A 16,103-nucleotide genomic window follows, 5' to 3' on the forward strand; every position below is an offset into this window, starting at 1 on the left:
AAATAAATACAGCAATGAAACAATATAGTTTATATATTATATCCATATTAGCAAGCTTTATTCTTTTAAGTGCTTGCTCTGATGAAGAAATGGGTGGTAAGAAAAAAAATGTCATTTCAGGTATTCCAACTACTGTTCGGTTCTCTCTTAATTTGCCAGACGCGGAAGAGATAACAACAAAGGCATCTACTGGTGATGATCGAATTGATAATTTGTATTTGTTTGTTTTTAATGGTGAAACATTAGAATTTGGTGAGGAAGTAAAGATTACGGCGAATAACAATGTTGAGTTTCAGATTGAATCTGGAGAAAAATATATTTATGCGATTGCTAATACGACCAATGGTGCTTTTGAAAATCTCACAGAATGGATTGAAACAAAGCCTTCCAAAACAGACTTTCTTGCAAAAACAGTCTCTTTAAGTACAGATAATGTAACAAATTTAACAGGAGCCGGCCTAATGATTGGAGGATTTTGTGAAAATGCATCTGTCGAAGATGCAACATTGAATATTGTTCCTTGTACAATAGCGCCAGGTGAAAAGAAGGGAGTATCCATAACTCATGGAGCTATTTATTTGCAACGAATGCGTTCTGAAATTGTTTTTAAAATAACTGATAGTCCCAATTTTACATTAACAAGTTATGAAATTCAAAATGTGCCAAGAACAAGTTCTTTGATTGCACAATCTAATCCGGTTTCAGTAGGCAGTAGTTTTTCTGTAAAGGAGGATATTAAAGATAATGCTGAATCTTTCTCTTTCTATATGCTAGAAAATATGCTAAGTCCACAAAAGACTCCTATGGATAGTAAACAAAGAGAAAATAAAACATATTATAATCCTAATTCGACTTATGTCGTTTTGAAGGGTACTTATAAAGGAGAGACTGACTTACCCAATGGTGGTAGTGCAGAAGCCGATGCAACTGTCTCTTATTTTATTCATTTAGGGAAAGGTGCAGGTAGTGGAAATGGGGTTGATTATTCTGATTATTCTACCTATAGAAATAAGAAATATACTTATAGTATTCAAGTAACAGGCGTAAAGTCTATTATTGCTGAGGTTAAAGTTGATGACGATAATGATCAACGTAGTGAAGGGGATGTTATCTTGAAAACAGAAGGACAGGTTTTATATTGTGATGCCCACTATGAGACACGTGTAATTTCTTTTAAAAAGAGTGAGATTGATCCTGAGGGCTTATTCTATAATGCGAAAACACCTAAAGGTGGGAGCGATTTTGAGTGGATTAAATTCGTGAAAAATGAAGGTGATCAGTCCTCTGCAGTCGATTATACAGCAGCGAAATCAAGCAATCGATTGATGGATATAACTGATCTTATTAAAGACTTAAAAAACTGGAAAGGTATTAATAATGAGGACGGTATAGATGCAGATGGCGAAGAAGTACGTTACTATACTTGTTTTATAAATGAGTACTATTATGATGATTTATCATTAGATAAATTTGTTAATGCGGAGGATCGTATTCTGTTAATTGGTGCAAAAGCACAATATCAGAATAGTGGTTTGGGTAATAGTTCTGTTTTTGAAGGGAAATATGTCTTTAAACAACGTTCCATTAAGAGTATTTATAATTTGGATAATAAAGCAACTAATCCTTGGGGAATAGAAACTTGGAATGAAACAGGCAAATTGATATTCGGTCTAAATTCACAAGGAAAAGAGACTGCAGGAGGATCAGGCGTGAGTCCTAATAACGGATATGAAAATCAAGTTAAGTTTGTTAATAATAATTTGAGCAACATTTGGAGTAATGCAGTGAACTATTCATTTATTACTACAACTATTAATGAGCGTGAAGTTCCTGAATATAATTTACAACCGTACGAAGATAAATTAACGGGAGCGATGTTTGCTTGTATGCAACGAAACAGGGATGAAAATGGTGATGGAGTAATCGATGGCGATGAAATAAAGTGGTATTTGCCGGCCTCAAATCAGTATATTTCTTTGTGGATGGGAGCGGATGCTCTTCAAGATGCAACTTTGTATGCCGAAAGCACTAGAAAACGCTCTAGTGACAATCATTATTTTACAAGTACATCTGGTAAAAATTTATATTGGGCAGAAGAAGGTATTACAGCAGGAGGAATGGGTGGTGATTTGGGAGGAGCAGGAGAAAATACAAGTAAACGTCAGTATAGATGCGTTCGTAATCTAGGTAACCCGTCTGAAGTTGGTAGCATATATACTAAAGATCTTCAAAATAATAAGGTTATGGTTGTTAAGCCTGCTAATTTAGTCGCCCAATCATTACGAACAGAAAGGTTTAATACAGAGATTGGATTTGATTATCTATTGGATACTGATATGTCTAATCGTCCTTATGAAAAAGGTTTTGAATATTTTTCAGATGTAAATGATAGTCAGGTTACAGAATATTATGATAAAAACGGAAGAAGAACGTATCCATCAAATGTCAATTGGATAACTTTCTATAAAAATGCAAATGATAATCCTGCAAATTCTTTTTGTGCCCAATACATGGAAAAGAAAGGTTATGGTGATGGATGGCGTATGCCTAATCAACGGGAGCTGGCTTTGATGTATATGTCAAGCGGAAACAGTAACGGTGGAAACGCTGTAAGCCGTACTCTGCACTCTTTAACACCTCCTAATTGGTCACCTCAGGATATAAAGGATGGAAAAATAGGTGATAAATCAATATATAATGATAGGACACATACTTATGTTTGGCACGCGGGTCATTCTCTTGCTACAGTGAAGAGTGGTGTTATACTACGGTGTGTGCGTGATGTGAAATAATAGTTCTTGAAAGTTTGGGGTAGTTCTTCTGGTGGTGTTTTGGAGTACTATCTCAAACTATATAAAATAACTTCGGGAAGTATCTGTTACAGGATATTTCCCGTTTTTTTATTTTCTCGAATCATTCCCAATGTTCGCGTATCCTTCCATACGTTCTTCAGGGTTGGTATCGCCATTCTGTCTTTGTCTCATAATCGAGAAACAAAGGTAGGATGGCATTGTTGTTTTGTAGTCTTCTGGTTTTTATGGGAAAAAATAAAACAAACTAAAGCGCACTGAAATGTACAAAAGTGCAATTAAATGAAAAAAGTGTCGTTTCGTCACGTGGTGACACCTTAGTCTTCAATACCGTAACCGTCCGCCGTACCTTTGTTTCATAATCATTTAAAACAAAATAGTATGGCATTAAAGTATGTAATAAAGAAAACAGTTTTCGGGTTTTTATGCCTTTTTCAACAAAAAAGTGACCTAATGTTCCCGAATGGTTCCGTATCCTTCCGTAGGGTTCTCTGGCCCCTGACCGGTATCCTATCTTTGTAATATAATCGAGAAACAAAGCTCGGATGGCGTTACTGTTTTGATAGGGTTTTATCGGTATTGAGCGTAGTTTACCCTCTTTGGCCCTACTTTACCCTACTTAACCCTCTTATACCGCACTATAGCGTTTTCATCAGAACCGCCCGTCGTACCTTTGTTTCGTAATCATTAGTTTATTCGAAGTGTTGGAAGAGAATTTGACTAATCATTTATCGGTGAAGCTGGGAGATTTCGGAACGTTGCGTCCGAGTTTCAGCAGTAAGTGCCAGAATGAAGAAAATGAGGTGAATGCAGATATTTTGTGTCACCGCAAAATAGTTTTTACTCCAAGCGCAGATTTCAAAAGAGTACTGGGTAATGTCAGTGTCAGGAAATCCAAACAACGATAAGAGTGTAATATCTTTTTTAATAATCATTTAATAACAAATTATCATGGGACTAAAGTATGTAGTTAAGAAAACAGTTTTCGGTTTTGATAAAACCAAGACACCGAAGTATGTAGCCCGCCCTTTGCTGGCAGGTACAGTGAATTATCCTGCTCTTTGCGATCAGGTAACCAAGGTAGGAATGGCACCGCGCGGTGTAGTGAAAATGGTGACCGACGGTCTGATCGATGCCATTAAGTGGAATCTGGAAAACCATTTATCGGTGAAATTGGGGGATTTCGGAACTTTCCGGCCCACCCTCAATTGTAAGAGCCAGGATAAGGAAGAAGATGTGAAAGCGGATACTTTGTGCCGCCGCAAAATCATCTTCACCCCCGGCTCGTATTTCAAGGATATGCTGCACGACGTCAGCATCCAGAAATTCGATATCCCGGTAACCGACGAAACCGGCGGTTCCGGTAGTGGCGGCGGTGAGGACGATCGCCCGGTGATCGAATAAAGATAAAGCCGAAATTGGAGTAGCCATAAAGGAGCTCCAATTTCGGCTTTGTTGTGAATTTGAATTTTTTTTATTGATCGGATATCAATAGTAATATATTTGTAAAATAAACTTATGCTGCATGATGGATATTACGGATAATAAATTTACAAACGATTTTATAGAGGGAATGATAAAAGACAATCAGATCCCGTCTAAATGATCAGCGCATAGTTATGACCTTAAAAAAGAAAATATAAGTAGGTCTGAAATCTTAGCATGTTGGGATAACGGATTGTCTTATTATTATAAAGATGAAGATAGAACGCGACGTACTGATTATTTTATTCAAGCTAACAGTGATGGCAGTGAGTTTTTAGTAAATTATTCGCATTTTATTCGGAAGGCATTATCAATTTTTCTTCTTCACAGCTTTCTGTCCCATATGGTTTAGGCTTTTTGCACAATATTCATATAAAACTTGAATATTCCCCGTTTTTTGTCATTCTAAGTTTTTTTAATATCGAAGGGGGATAGGTGTTTCTATCTCTATCTTCCGATAGAAGCGGTATTCTTATCAATTAGTGGAAAGATGGTAGATTTACCCTATTAAGTTGAAAGACTTGCCTATTATTGGTAGCGGATCAAATATCTACTTTTGCAATCGTTGATAATCTTTCTTTTTATGTAGATTTTCAGGGTGGAATGAATAATATAATAATGATGTATATGAAAAAAGTACTTTTCCTCTTTTTGCTTCTGGTTGGAATGACGAATGTCTACGGGCAGAAGTTTGCGGTGAAGTCTAACTTACTGTATGATGCAACGGCCACCATCAACTTGGGTGTTGAGGTTGGATTGAGCAAAAAGTGGTCGTTGGACTTGTCGGGTAACTATAACGGTTGGATGCTGGGAGACGAAGCCCGTCTGAAACATTGGCTGATTCAGCCGGAAGCCCGCTATTGGCTGTGTGAGAAATTTAACGGCCACTTCTTCGGCGTACATGCCCATTATGCAGATTATAATGTGGGGGGAATGAAAATTCTTGGAAAGAATATGGAAGATAGTCGTTATCAGGGAAACTTGTACGGAGCCGGTCTTTCGTATGGATATCAGTGGCTACTGAGTAACCGGTGGAGCATGGAAGCTGTGATCGGTATCGGTTGGGCGCATCTGGATCATGATAAATATCCTTGCGCTGTTTGCGGGGAGCATGTGAGCAAGTCGAAAGATTATTTCGGTGTAACGAAAGCCGCTCTTTCTTTTATCTACTTTATTAAATGATCGGGAAAATGAAGAACAGAATGAATATATATATGGCTGTCGCATTACTGGCAGCCGGTTCGGTGAATACTTTTGCACAAACAGTAGAAAGTCCGATCAGCGTGTCGTGCAACGACCTGATGCAGAAAGGGGATTCTCTTTATATCGATGCAACGATCCGTGTACAAGGTAAACTGATCGAATCGCGTAAATCGTTGACATTGACTCCGATGCTCGAAAGCTCAACTCAGAAAGAAGGTCTTCCTTCCATCCTGTTGAACGGTAAAAATCGCCAGAAGGTTTATCAGCGTGAAGTCGCCTTGAATAATTTGCAGGATGAACCTCGTTACAAAGTGCTTCGTGCCAGTGATGCGGCAGAGCATACCATTCCTTATAAAATGACAGTGGCCTGGGAACCGTGGATGAAAAATGCACGATTTGTCCTGGCTCAGGATTTGTGTGGTTGTGGTAAGGAAGAGGCGGTGGGGCCGTTGCTTATTGCGGACAGGATACGCATGGCTCCGACAGAACGTTACGAAGTACAACTAACGTTGGCTTATATTTCACCGAAAGCGGAAACAGAAAAACATCGTGCAGAAGTTGGTACCGCTTACCTGGATTTCCAGGTGGGTAAATCGCAGATATTGCCGGATTTCCGAAATAATGCAGCCGAGTTAGCGAAGATAAACCAAACGATCCGGGCGGTTACTTCCGATAAGAATATCACTCCGAAAGGAATTTTCCTGAAAGGGTATGCGTCTCCGGAAGGTAGCTATGCCAGTAACCAGCGGTTGGCCGATAACCGTGTGAAAGCCTTGCGCGATTATATCCGTACACAGAATAATTTCGGTCTCGATTTCTTTACGCTGGCTTCCGAACCGGAAGACTGGAAAGGTTTCGGGGAAAAAGCAGAAGCCGATATGGATATTCCGGCACGTGACGGGGTATTGGCTATCATCAATAGTAATGACGAACCTGACCGGAAAGAAGCGAAGTTGCGTACTTTACAAGGAGGAGCGGCTTATCGTTATGTATTGAATAATATTTTCCCGTCATTGCGTCGTTCTGAATATCGTATCGATTATACCGTACGTGAATTTACCGTAGAAGAAGGACGTGAGATTATCAAGACACGCCCGCAGCAGTTGAGCCTGAGCGAAATGTTTGCTATCGCCAACAGCTATGAGACGGGAAGTAAGGAGTATAATGATGTGTTTGAAGTGGCTGTGCGGATGTACAGTTCTGATCCTGTGGCAAATCTGAATGCTGCAAATATCTCTATAGGAAAAGGCGATTACGCGGCTGCAAAAAATTATTTGTCGAAAGCAGGTGATTCAGCTGAAGCAATTCATGCCCGTGGTGTTCTGAAATTAATAGAGGGTGATCTGGATGGTGCAGAAGTTCTCCTGAAGCAGGCTGAAGCGGCCGGTGTGGCCGGTGCGGCAGAGAATTTGAAGGAGTTGCAGAAGAAAAGAGAGGATAACACCCTTTTTGATAGTTTCAGCATACATAATTGATAGTATCAACGTATATGATTGATAGTTTTACCGTATGTGGTTTGAAAAAATTAGGCATACTTTTGTATCAGATTGAATCATGAAAAAACAAAACAATAATAATATGGAACTTACATCATTAGTTGAGAACGTTCTAGTGAACGAGATCGACAACCAGAACGGAGTACATCTCTATCTGGAAGGAAATAAATGGTGTGCCTATGAACGTTCCGCTTATTACCTGGCAAAATTGAAAGTGCCGGTAGTAATAAAAAAGGAAATTGTTCGTGAAGGCTATGATGTGATCCTGTTGAAGGCATTTTTTGAAGTGGATGATATGTGTCTGCCTCTTGCTCCTAAGACAGTCTTGAAACAAGTAGCAGATGATAAGTTATTGTTTCAGGTGAATGACAGTATTGATGGTTTTCCTGAATGGAAAGCTTGTCAGTTAAATAAGTTACCAGCATAAACTGAGGCCGTGAGGCTTTAAATATACTAAGTTGTAAAATTGAGGGTGTATTAAGTCCCCGGAAGTGATTGGTTATCCTTCCGGGGCATTTTTTTTAGTTGACAGTTGACAAGTGACAGTTAGGCGGGGGGAGGGGTTTGGAAGTAGATGATAAGGCGGGCGTCGGGGGAAAGGGTGAGGGTGAATTCTGTTCCTACTGCTTCGTTGAGGCTTCCTTGCCACCAGGCTGTCAGACGACGGTGGGTGATGGGCCAGCGCAGGCCTTCTGTCGTTATTTCACCACAGGGGTACATCGAGAAGATGGATATTTGTTGACCGGGTTCACTTTTCAGGGTTGCTGTATGCAATAAGGGGAGAAATAATCCGTAGTCGGACATCATTTCGACGCGGTGGAACAATGGGGCGTAATCCATCAGTAAGGATATATTTCCCAATGTATGGTCTTCACGGAGACCGGTTGCTCCAAGGATCAGTATCTTTTGATAACCTGAAGCGTGGGCGAACCGGACTGCTTTTGTGAGGTCGTTTATCTCCTGGTCTTCTACAACGTGAATACGGTCGGCGTATCGTTCGAGCATTTCCTGTGGGATACTGTCGAGATCGCCTACGATGGCTGTCGGGGCCAGTCCCCGTTCATGAATATTCTGTACGGCTCCGTCGCAGGCAATAATAACCGGGGCATTTTTTAGAAGTTCCAGTGGCCGGTCTGTCTGCGGAAAACTTCCGTTAGCAACCACGACACAATCATAAGGTGTTATCATTTGTATTTATTCCTTTCTTTTTCCATGTATAATATCCGGCAATAGCCAGTATTGCGTAGCAAATATACAAAAACATAGTAGGGTAAAGTCCTCGTAAGTAATAAAGATAGACGGATACGAAGTTTACGATCACCCAGAATATCCAGTGCTCGATGATGCGACGGGCCAACATCCAGGTGGCAACGATGCCGACCGAAGTGGTGAAGGCATCACCTACCGGAATAGGGGAGTCGGTGAAGTTGTGGAGCACGTAATAGAGCAACCCGTAGATGGCAAAGATTGCCAGGATGATCCCGCCGAACGAAGGCCAGGTGATACGGCAGTACAGGATTGTTTCGGAGGCCGGTTTTTCTTCGAGAGTAGTCTTGTCGGTTTGGGCCCATTTCCAGAATCCGTAGATGCTGATCGCTACATAATAGATATTTAATCCCATATCGGCATATATCTTTGAAAAGAAAAATACAAAAACATAAACCAGGGAGGTAAGGAAGCCTACCACCCACATTGCTTTGTGTTGCCTGATTTCAAGCAACAGGTAAAGCAATCCCGTTACTACTCCGAAATATTCCAGTACTTGTTCCATCTTTCTTAAAATTTGAAAGTAATACGTGCCATTGCGCTGGTCCCTGCCTGTGTGAAATAACCGTCATCTTTTTTCAGGGTTCCATTTTCTATATAGGAATAAACCCAGGCATTTGTTTCATATTTTTCATTGAAGAGATTGTTGATGGTTACATCTATGCCGATCTCTTTGATGAACTTCGGTTTGAAAACATAACCTACCCGCAGGCTGTTCACGAAACAAGGATCTATCGATCGGTCTTTTGCGGAGGTATTATCGATATATTGACGGCCGACAAACTGCGAGTTGAAGCTGGCAGAAAATCCTTTCAGGTTGAAATCGAACATGCTATTGGCTATGATGCCCGGAGAAAAAGCGATATCGGTTGTTCCCAGGTATTCGCTGTTTTGTCCGCCAGTATCCCAATTATCCACATACAGGGTGAAGTTTTTTATCTTATTGCGACTCAGTGTAACATTTCCGTTCCAGTCGAGCCAGTGCGTGATACTTACACCGCCGGTCAGTTCGATACCCATACGGTAACTGTCTTTGATGTTACTGGTCAATGCTTCGCCGATCTCACTGATCTTACCGGTCAGGATCAGCTGATTATTGTAATCCATATAATACAGGTTGGCTCCAACGCGGAAATGTTCGTTGCCGAAACTATAACCTGCTTCGTAATCATATAAGGTTTCATGAACGGGACGTTCGTTGACGGCTGCTTCCGTGAAATTGTCGCGGTTGGGTTCGCGGTTGGCAACGGAGAAGGAGACAAATGCGTTATGTCCTCCCTGCTGGATGTTGATGCCGGCTTTCGGATTAAAGAAGTTCCAGTGTTTATTCACGTCGACATTGTCGCCTGCTTTATCATCGCTACCTTCAATCGTGTAGTGGATACCGCGGTATTGCAGGTCGAGGTATCCGTTTAACCAAGGGAGTAGCCGGTAGTTTGCTTTTATATAAGCATTATAGTCCAGTTTATTACCTGTATTGCGATAGTATTCGTAATCGGGTACCGGCAGTGTTTCGCTGTTTTTTACCCACATGACACGGCCGAAGTGGTCGCCGGTATATTTATTAACGGCAGAACCGAAACTCATCTGAAGACGTTCGGTACGGTAGTTGGCACTGTAAACCGCTCCGTAGAAGTCGTTGTCCAGCCATTTGCGGCGGACCAGGTCCGAACGTGTTATTGTATCTCCTTTCCCGTTGATGTAGTATGCGGGTAGTTTGTATGACTTGAATTTTGCGTCGGCTTTATAGTCTTCGTAATATCCTTCTCCGTGTGTGTAATGGAGGGTCAGGTTCATATTCCATAGATCACCCAGGCGTTGGCTGGCCATCAGGTGATAATTCTGCTGCCAGTAGTTGTCGGTCTGGTTGTCGTAGAATTTAGTGACCCCGTTTTCTTGGTATTCGCCGCATGGGTTATAGGTGCGGTCGCTGTTTAATAGATAGGAGGGAACACCGGTCCAGGCCTGGTAAGTCTTTTCTACATTCCCGAAAGTCTGGAAGCGAACCAACGTATTATCGCCATAATAGGTGGCGGAACCAAAGTAAGAATGCATATTGGCTGTTGCGCGGTCGATATATCCGTCGCTTTGAATGTTGGAGTAGCGGGCATCGAAGACAAAATGATCGTATAATAATCCGGTACCAGCTTTGACGGAGTTTTTTACAGTTCCGAACGAACCTGCAGAGATGGCATATTCTGCATAAGGCTTCAGGTCGGGCTTTTGTGTTTGCATGGCGACGGTTGCTCCGAAAGAGGCAGCTCCGTTGGTGGAGGTTCCTGCTCCGCGTTGTATCTGTATGTTATCGACGGAAGAGGCGAAATCGGCCATGTTTGCCCAGAAAACGGTATGCGATTCGGAGTCGTTGACCGGGACACCATTGACGGTGATGTTTATACGGTTGGCATCCGTGCCACGGATACGGAAGCCGGAGTAGCCGATACCGGTTCCGGCGTCGGAGGTCATGATCACGGATGGTGACTGGGAAATGAGATAGGGAATACCTTGTCCGTCATTCTTCCGGCTGAGTTCCTTTTTTGATAATTCGCTGTAAGCGACAGGTGTACTTTGAGATACTTTGGTGGCGGTGACCACCACTTCGTTTAGAGATACATCCCGGGAAATTTTGAGAGAATCGACAGGGTCGGACTCGTTGCCCGCTACTGCGAATGAAGCCAGAGATCCGGCGATAATAATCAATATACTTTTCATCCTTTTGTCCTTAAAGTTTAAAACCTGATAAGTGAATAGGAGAGGTGTGTCGTGTGAAGAAGTATACCATAATTTACAATTCCCTTCGCCGGCATTATCCGTATCAGGTAATATGGGTATCATCTCAGCCTGCGGTACGTTCTGTTTTTTTGAACGCTGCAAGCACCCCCTTGTATTCAGCGTGCAAAGAAAGAGAAAAAAAAGGAGAAAAAGATAGAATTTATTTGAAAACTCGCTGATTATTTGTATATTTGCGGGCGATTAAGCGAAGATGAGGAGGGGGCGGGTAGTCCCCTTCTTTTGTTCTTAACAGTATGTTTATGATTGAAAAGGGAGTAATAACTCAGTTGGTTGAAGAAAAATTGGCTTCTTCCGACAATTATTTAGTTGACGTGGTGGTTAAGCCGGGAAACCTTATTATTATCGAGATAGATAATGATGAGGGTGTTTGTATTGATGATTGTGCAGCATTGAGCCGGTATGTGGAAGAACATCTGGACCGTGAGGTGGAAGATTTCGAGCTGGAAGTAGGTTCGGCTGGTGTTACTTCTCCTTTTAAAGTACTTCGTCAGTATGTGAAGAATATAGGAAACGAAGTGGAAATGTTACTGAAAAATGGCGTGAAGCTGTGCGGAGTTTTGAATTCGGCAGACGAAAATGGAGTGGTGGTTACCGTTGAAAAACAGGTGAAACCCGAAGGCTCCAAGCGGAAAATGACAGTTCAGGAAAATCAATCCTATACATTCGATGAAATAAAATATACAAAATACCTAATAAGATTCAAGTAAAGAAAGATTATGGCCAAGAAAGAGGAAACAATCAGTATGATTGACACCCTTGCGGAGTTCAAGGAGTTGAAAAATATAGATAAGGATACGATGATCAGCGTATTGGAAGATTCCTTCCGTAACGTAATCGCTAAGATGTTTGGTACGGATGAGAATTATGACGTGATTATCAATCCTGAGAAAGGTGACTTCGAGATCTGGAGAAACCGCACCGTGGTGGCTGATGATGAACTGGAAGATCCTAATCTGCAGCTTACATTGACTGAGGCCCGTAAGATAGACGCCGACTGTGAAGTGGGTGAAGAAGTGACTGATGAAGTGCATTTCGCTGATTTCGGACGTCGTGCCATTCTGAACCTGCGTCAGACACTGGCTTCGAAGATTCTTGAATTGCAGAAGGATAGTTTATATGCTAAATATAAAGACAAAATAGGTACGATCGTAGCAGCTGATGTTTATCAGGTGTGGAAGAAAGAGATTCTGTTGCTGGATGACGAGGGTAATGAGTTGCTGCTCCCGAAATCAGAACAAATCCCTTCCGATTTCTACCGTAAAGGTGAAACCGTTCGTGCGGTTGTACAAAAAGTGGATAATTATAACAATAATCCGAAGATTATTCTGTCGCGTACAGATAAAATGTTCCTGCAGCGCTTATTTGAACTCGAGGTTCCTGAAATTAACGACGGCCTGATCATGATCAAGGCTATCGCGCGTATCCCGGGGGAAAGAGCCAAAGTGGCTGTTGAGTCGTATGACGACCGTATCGACCCGGTAGGTGCCTGCGTTGGAATGAAAGGTTCTCGTATTCATGGAATTGTTCGTGAATTGAGAAACGAGAACATCGATGTAATTAATTATACATCCAATGTGTCGCTGTTTATCCAGCGTGCATTAAGCCCGGCAAAAATTTCCTCTATACGAGTGAACGAAGAAGAACACAAGGCAGAGGTTTACCTTCGTCCTGAAGAAGTTTCATTGGCTATTGGTAAAGGCGGTTTGAATATTAAACTGGCCTGTATGTTGACAGAATACACGATCGATGTATTCCGTGATGTGGAAGGAGCTGATGAGGAAGATATTTATCTGGATGAATTTACAGATGAAATAGACAGCTGGGTAATTGAAGCATTCAAGAATATAGGTTGTTATACGGCTAAGAGCGTTTTAGCGATGCCGCGTGAAGAACTTATTGAACGTGCCGACCTTGAAGAGACAACAGTCGACGAGGTACTTGCTATCTTATCTGCCGAATTTGAAGATGAAAGTCAGGAATAAAAAGTATTACGACAAAGTTAGATATGCCCATAAAATTAATACAAGTACAAAGAAAATTAAACGTAGGGATCAACACGGTTGTTGAGTTTCTACACAAGAAAGGTCATCCTGTTGAGGACAATGCAAATCCCAACACGAGGATCAGTGATGAACAGTATGCTTTGCTCGTAAAAGAGTTTGGAAAGGATCTGCCTGACGGTGGCTTTGAGCGTCCGCGTGTGGTAGAACGTCCTAACAGAGATAGAGATAAAGAAAGAGAGTCGGCTTCTGTGAAAGAAGAGAAGACTTCAGAAATAAAAACAGTGATCCCGGAAGAGTTTAAGCCTAAAATCGTAACGAAGGGCCATATCGACCTGGATGGACAGCATAGAAAACATCAGGAAGCTCCTGAAGTGAAAAAAGAAGAACCGGTTGCTACCCCGCAACCTACTGCCGTGCAACAACCTGTGGTGAAACCGCAACCTGTTGTCGAAGCAGCTCCTGCACCTTCTCCTGCTCCTGAAGTAAAACCTGTGGAAGCCCCTGCCAAACAGGAAAAACAGGAACCGGTTCACGTGGAAAAGCCGGTGGAGAAACCTGTGGAGAAAAAAGAAGTAAAAGAGATAGTTGTGGAAAAAGAAAGAATCGAAGAGAAAAAACCGGAGGTTATTAAAAAGCCGGAAACGACGACAAACTCTTCTGAAGAAGTGAGTAATACGACCGCAGAAAGTCATTCTTCGGCTGAGTCGGAAGAGGATAGCCTGTTCCGGTTGAATACTCCGAAGTTCGAGTCGAATATCAAGGTTACCGGTAAGATTGACCTGAATGCCTTGAACCAGTCTACTCGTCCTAAGAAGAAAACAAAGGAAGAGAGACGGAAGGAACGCGACGACAAACGCGAAAAGTTCAGTAACAACAACAGACCCGGACAACCGGGATTCCATAAAGGGCCGAAAGATCCGAATGCCAAACCGGGTGCACCGGTGAAGCCCGGAGCTTCTGTTAAGCCTGGCGCACCTGTTAAACCGGGTGAAGGTAGTGCAGATGCTAAAAAGAAACGTAACCGTATCAAGAAGGATCGTGTCGATGTAAACAATACACCGGGTACAAACTATAGCCGTCCGGCTAACCAGTCGGATCGCAAGCCACGCCTGAAAAAGCCGGTTAAGGCTGAAGTAAGCGAGGAGGATGTACAGAAGCAGATCAAAGAAACCTTGGCTCGCCTGACGAACAAGGGTAACAAGAACAACAAGGGAGCCAAGTACCGTCGTGATAAACGTGATGCCGCGGTTAAACGTGAGCATGAATTGCAGGAACTGGAGGAACAGGAAAGCAGAGTATTGAAGCTGACCGAGTTTGTTACGGCAAACGACCTCGCCAACATGATGGACGTTCCTGTAACAAAGGTTATCGCCACTTGTATGAGTATCGGTATCATGGTTTCTATCAACCAGCGCCTGGATGCGGAAACGATCAATATTGTTGCCGATGAATTTGGTTTCAAGACTGAATATGTCAGTGCAGAAGTGGTGGAAGCCATCAATGCAGATGAAGAAGATGATAACGAAGAAGACTGGGTAGCACGTCCGCCTATCGTAACAGTGATGGGACACGTCGACCACGGTAAAACTTCTTTGTTGGATAATATCCGTAAAGCGAACGTTATTGCCGGTGAGGCAGGAGGTATCACACAGCACATCGGTGCTTATAATGTGAAGCTGTCGAGCGGACGCCGTATCACCTTCCTGGATACTCCGGGTCACGAAGCGTTTACCGCTATGCGTGCTCGTGGTGCGAAGGTGACCGATATTGCGATTATCATTGTAGCAGCTGACGATGCTGTGATGCCGCAGACTATTGAAGCGATCAATCATGCTTCTGCTGCCGGTGTCCCTATCGTGTTTGCTATTAATAAAGTAGATAAGCCGCATGCTAATCCTGAAAAGATTAAAGAAGAACTGGCTAACATGAACTACCTGGTTGAAGACTGGGGTGGTAAATATCAGAGTCAGGAAATCTCGGCTAAGAAAGGTATGGGTGTGGAAGAACTGCTTGAAAAAGTGTTGCTGGAAGCAGACCTACTGGATCTGAAGGCTAATCCGAAGAAACGTGCTGTCGGTTCAATCATCGAATCGTCGCTGGATAAAGGACGTGGTTATGTATCGACGGTATTGGTAGAAAACGGTACACTGAAAATGGGTGATATCGTACTGGCCGGAACACATCACGGACGTATCAAGGCAATGTTTAACGAGCGTAACCAGCGTGTAGATACGGCAGGACCATCGGAACCGGTATTGATTCTGGGTCTGAACGGTGCTCCACAGGCTGGTGATACATTTAATGTATTGGAAACTGAACAGGAAGCGCGCGAAATCGCTACCCGCCGTGAGCAGTTGCAGCGTGAGTTGGGTATCCGTACGCAGAAGATGCTTACACTGGATGATATCGGTCGCCGTATTGCGGTTGGTAACTTCCAGGAACTGAACGTGATCGTGAAGGGTGACGTGGACGGTTCTGTGGAAGCCTTGTCTGACTCTCTGATCCGTTTGTCTACCGAAGAAATCCAGGTGAATGTGATTCACAAGGCTGTCGGTCAGATCTCCGAATCGGATGTTGTACTGGCTGCTGCATCGAATGCCATTATTATCGGATTCCAGGTTCGTCCGTCTGTACAGGCTCGCCGTAATGCAGAAAAAGACGGTGTTGAAATCCGTTTGTACTCAATCATCTACGATGCTATCGAAGAAGTGAAGAGTGCAATGGAAGGTATGCTTTCTCCGGAAATCCGGGAAGAGATCACCGCTTATGTGGATGTTACTCAGGTATTCAAGATCACGAAAGTCGGTACGGTTGCCGGTTGTGTGGTTAAGGAAGGTAAGATCAAACGTTCGAACAAGATCCGCCTGATCCGTGACGGTATCGTTATATATGCGGGTGAACTGGGCTCACTGAAACGCTTCAAAGATGACGTGAAGGAAGTGGTAGCCGGCCTGGATTGCGGTCTGAACATCACTAACTTTAATGATATTCAGGTAGGTGACGTGATCGAGTCGTACGAAGAAACTGAAGTTAAGAAAACTCTATAA

The 16,103-nt window shown here is 42.7% G+C and carries 12 protein-coding genes and 1 riboswitch; of the genes, 9 read left to right on the plus strand and 3 right to left on the minus strand.

Annotated features, from left to right (window positions below; translation table 11 throughout):
* Positions 1-14: 14 nt before the first annotated feature.
* The 6 genes from BQ7394_RS02590 to BQ7394_RS02610 all read left to right on the plus strand — a co-directional run bounded on the left by BQ7394_RS02590 (position 15) and on the right by BQ7394_RS02610 (position 7,421).
* Complete coding sequence (locus BQ7394_RS02590; protein WP_075555945.1) at positions 15-2,792, plus strand: fimbrial protein; 2,778 nt, start codon at positions 15-17, stop codon at positions 2,790-2,792.
* A gap of 701 nt (positions 2,793-3,493) precedes the next feature.
* Positions 3,494-3,718, plus strand: a complete 225-nt coding sequence (locus BQ7394_RS25875; protein WP_161951783.1) for an HU family DNA-binding protein — start codon at positions 3,494-3,496, stop codon at positions 3,716-3,718.
* 43 nt (positions 3,719-3,761) lie between these two features.
* Positions 3,762-4,214 (plus strand): HU family DNA-binding protein, encoded by a 453-nt coding sequence (locus BQ7394_RS02595; protein WP_075555946.1) that lies wholly within the window; start codon positions 3,762-3,764, stop codon positions 4,212-4,214.
* A 708-nt stretch (positions 4,215-4,922) separates the two neighbouring features.
* Entirely contained in the window at positions 4,923-5,477 is a 555-nt protein-coding gene (locus BQ7394_RS02600) for a DUF3575 domain-containing protein (protein ID WP_075556835.1), read from the plus strand.
* 8 nt (positions 5,478-5,485) lie between these two features.
* Entirely contained in the window at positions 5,486-6,973 is a 1,488-nt protein-coding gene (locus BQ7394_RS02605) for a DUF3868 domain-containing protein (protein WP_075556836.1), read from the plus strand.
* Positions 6,974-7,076: 103 nt separating this feature from the next.
* The gene (locus tag BQ7394_RS02610; RefSeq protein ID WP_075556837.1) at positions 7,077-7,421 is read left to right on the plus strand and encodes a hypothetical protein; all 345 of its coding nucleotides are present in this window, start codon (positions 7,077-7,079) and stop codon (positions 7,419-7,421) included.
* Between the two features lie 119 nt (positions 7,422-7,540).
* On the opposite strand, the gene BQ7394_RS02615 is transcribed toward BQ7394_RS02610, so the two are convergent.
* The 3 genes from BQ7394_RS02615 to BQ7394_RS02625 are packed head-to-tail and all read right to left on the minus strand — an operon-like array spanning position 7,541 to position 10,972.
* Positions 7,541-8,182, minus strand: coding sequence for a thiamine diphosphokinase (locus tag BQ7394_RS02615; protein WP_075555947.1), 642 nt, complete (start codon positions 8,180-8,182; stop codon positions 7,541-7,543).
* Positions 8,166-8,765 carry a nicotinamide riboside transporter PnuC gene (pnuC, locus tag BQ7394_RS02620; RefSeq protein ID WP_075555948.1) on the minus strand — a complete coding sequence of 200 codons (600 nt, stop codon included), beginning with the start codon at positions 8,763-8,765 and terminating at the stop codon, positions 8,166-8,168. The genes BQ7394_RS02615 and pnuC overlap by 17 nt, the downstream gene beginning before the upstream one ends.
* Before the next feature lie 5 nt (positions 8,766-8,770).
* Positions 8,771-10,972: a TonB-dependent receptor gene (locus BQ7394_RS02625; RefSeq protein ID WP_075555949.1), complete on the minus strand. Its 2,202-nt coding sequence runs from the start codon at positions 10,970-10,972 to the stop codon at positions 8,771-8,773.
* A 62-nt stretch (positions 10,973-11,034) separates the two neighbouring features.
* Positions 11,035-11,152: riboswitch (TPP riboswitch) on the minus strand.
* A gap of 140 nt (positions 11,153-11,292) precedes the next feature.
* Between BQ7394_RS02625 and rimP the strand changes: the two genes are divergently transcribed.
* From rimP to infB, 3 genes are read left to right on the plus strand one after another with little or no spacing between them, the layout of a single operon-like run.
* Positions 11,293-11,760, plus strand: a complete 468-nt coding sequence (rimP, locus tag BQ7394_RS02630; RefSeq protein ID WP_075556838.1) for a ribosome assembly cofactor RimP — start codon at positions 11,293-11,295, stop codon at positions 11,758-11,760.
* A 9-nt stretch (positions 11,761-11,769) separates the two neighbouring features.
* Positions 11,770-13,035 carry a transcription termination factor NusA gene (gene nusA / locus BQ7394_RS02635; protein ID WP_075555950.1) on the plus strand — a complete coding sequence of 422 codons (1,266 nt, stop codon included), beginning with the start codon at positions 11,770-11,772 and terminating at the stop codon, positions 13,033-13,035.
* Between the two features lie 23 nt (positions 13,036-13,058).
* The gene (gene infB / locus BQ7394_RS02640; protein WP_075555951.1) at positions 13,059-16,103 is read left to right on the plus strand and encodes a translation initiation factor IF-2; all 3,045 of its coding nucleotides are present in this window, start codon (positions 13,059-13,061) and stop codon (positions 16,101-16,103) included.

The organism is Parabacteroides timonensis, from assembly GCF_900128505.1.
Lineage (GTDB): Bacteria > Bacteroidota > Bacteroidia > Bacteroidales > Tannerellaceae > Parabacteroides > Parabacteroides timonensis.